This is a genomic window from Microcoleus sp. S13C4 (assembly GCF_036700865.1).
In the GTDB taxonomy this organism is placed as follows: domain Bacteria; phylum Cyanobacteriota; class Cyanobacteriia; order Cyanobacteriales; family Microcoleaceae; genus Microcoleus.
The window spans coordinates 1-2,170 of sequence record NZ_JAUBPS010000156.1 but is presented as its reverse complement, the minus strand read 5'-3'; the positions used below and the strand labels follow the sequence as shown (position 1 = coordinate 2,170).

The following is a 2,170-nucleotide window of genomic DNA, read 5'->3' as shown; positions in this document are numbered from 1 at the left end:
ATGCCGAGTCTGACCGTTACGACTAACTTCTTCGCTCGCCACAATTGGGGCAAGAATTAATTTCTACTGTCATATCATCAATGGCAAACACTTCTCTCTAAGAGTAGCTTAAGTTTACTCCATCCTTTCCTTCATGGCACTACCAAATAAAAAATAAAGGTAACTTAGTTAATGCAGTTTAGATGTTTGACAGCTTAGCCTTTAACTGAACCGTATTGCCCTATGTATAGTAGGACTTTAGAAAATTGGTATGACAGCTAGATAGTTTTCTAAGCCAGAGGCGTTTTCCTGGATTCCATTCAAATTCCAGAAAGAAGTATCCATGCCTTTTTCCGCTTCTGCTTCACAACCGCTAAATTCTCGCTTTCCTTTTATTTTTAACACTCAATTGCTTAGTAAGTGATGTATAATAATGCAAAGAAAAAAGCAGATTAATTCCAAAAAATACCAAAGTTAAAACCAATGTAAAAAAAGACGTAAACGACAGCCTTGAAGTCATCGTAAACATCGCCAAAATGATTGAGCAAAGCCCAAAACCGGAAGCAAAAGAACTTAAAAGCAGCAACCGCACCTTAGACATAGTTTAATTTAAAGATTATCAGTAAAATGCACTCTTGGCATCTACAGACGAGTGCCACATGATACTTATTACTATATAGCGGAATTGCTCAGTTCCGCCAAGGGCAAAATGACTGCTTTCCTAAAAATGTTTGAATTATACAGAAAAATACAGCCCGCGCTCTTGTAAACTCCTGTTGCCCAACTTAATGTCAATCAAAGGAATTCCCCAGCCGCCGCGAGCATTCCACCTTTCGCCGTACAGTCACCGCAGTCGCAATCGCGCTGACAGCAAAGTATTCGCTTCCAAAACCGCGCTTTCCCTGAGAGTCCAAACATTGCCAAAATCCACCAACGGCGTCACCTGCAAAACTCCTTGTTTGTCGTCGGTGCGCTTGCATCGGATATCGCAACTCGGCTGGGCGTTGCTGAATCAAGGGATGATGAACTTATAGTGCGATCGAAGACAAGCGAGAATGATTTCTTTGATTTTGATACGGAATTGGAACATCTGCAAATTTTAGATAGTGAATTACTGTAGTTTAGACTAAATAAAGATGAGAACGGTGGCTTTCAGAAGAACTAGAGCCACCGCGCCGGGAGAGAATAAGGGTGAAAAAGAAAACCTATCCACTCCCTTAATGAACAGTGAACGATTAAAGGACTTTCGTCAAGCAGCATACGAGTTATTGGTGCTGGCCTCATATGCAACATTCGAGCTCATGGATGCAGTAATGACAACAAGGAATGCGGCTTGTTTGGCGGAATTTTCGCGAGCGTCCGCTATTCAATCGTCAATGGTCAAGCGTCTATGAAGCCTTACAAGACTGTAGACCAGACCGGAAAAAACGGATGATGCTGTATATCAAGCAATTACAGCAGCAAGTACCTACAACAGAACATATATTAATGGCAATTGACCACACTGCATGGGCGAGACCCGATGCCAAAACCTTAAAAGACAGAACCCATGAATATGAGAATGGCTCCATTGTTGGACAGGGGTACAGTACAATTGCGTGGATACCAGAAGCTCAAGGAAGTTGGGCATTACCCCTACTCCATGAAAGAATTAGTAGTGGGTCTTCACCCATACTTCAAGCAGCTTCGCAACTCAAACTTGTATGTGAACAGAGCGTCAACCCCGTCTTAGCAGTTTTAGATCGAGAATATGGCAATGCAAAGTGGGTACTGGCGCAAGCAGATATTCAAGCTGATTGTTTAATGAGAGTCCGAAAGAATGCGTGTTTCTGGTCAGCACCACCAGCCTATAGTGGTCGCGGTAGACCACGTAAGCACGGGCAGAAAATGAAACTCAATGACCCAAGCAAATGGCTCCAAGCGGATGCTGTGATTGAAATTGACGAACATCCACAGTTGGGACCAGTCCGAGTCAGGCAATGGCTTGACTTACAGCACTTTCGAGGTAAGTGAAGTACAGCAAAACCTGGTTTCTTGAATAAAACCGATTTCTGGCGAGAAATCCAGAAGAAACCGGGTTTCTGGGGTGTACTTCATAAACCGGGAATCCGCTGTAAGTAGTTAAGCAAAATTAATTACATAATTATCTCCAAATTCTTTAAGAATTTTTTCTACAGATGAAACAAGAGAT

At 42.4% G+C, this 2,170-nt stretch carries 3 protein-coding genes; 2 read left to right on the top strand and 1 reads right to left on the bottom strand.

Annotated features, from left to right (window positions below):
* Window positions 1-237: 237 nt before the first annotated feature.
* Window positions 238-384: a hypothetical protein gene (locus QT996_RS28335; RefSeq protein ID WP_333050817.1), complete on the bottom strand. Its 147-nt coding sequence runs from the start codon at window positions 382-384 to the stop codon at window positions 238-240.
* Between the two features lie 326 nt (window positions 385-710).
* On the opposite strand from QT996_RS28335, the gene QT996_RS28330 reads away from it, so the two are divergent.
* Together QT996_RS28330 and QT996_RS28325 are read left to right on the top strand one after the other, a co-directional pair.
* On the top strand, window positions 711-1,013 hold the full coding sequence (locus QT996_RS28330) for a hypothetical protein (protein WP_333050816.1): 303 nt from the start codon (window positions 711-713) through the stop codon (window positions 1,011-1,013).
* A gap of 292 nt (window positions 1,014-1,305) precedes the next feature.
* On the top strand, window positions 1,306-1,992 hold the full coding sequence (locus QT996_RS28325; protein WP_333050814.1) for a transposase: 687 nt from the start codon (window positions 1,306-1,308) through the stop codon (window positions 1,990-1,992).
* The last annotated feature ends 178 nt before the right edge of the window (window positions 1,993-2,170 follow it).

What these genes read in the sequence shown, in the direction of transcription:
- QT996_RS28325 (WP_333050814.1), top strand. Translation starts at nt 1,306, where the DNA reads ATGCGGCTTGTTTGGCGGAATTTTCGCGAGCGTCCGCTATTCAATCGT.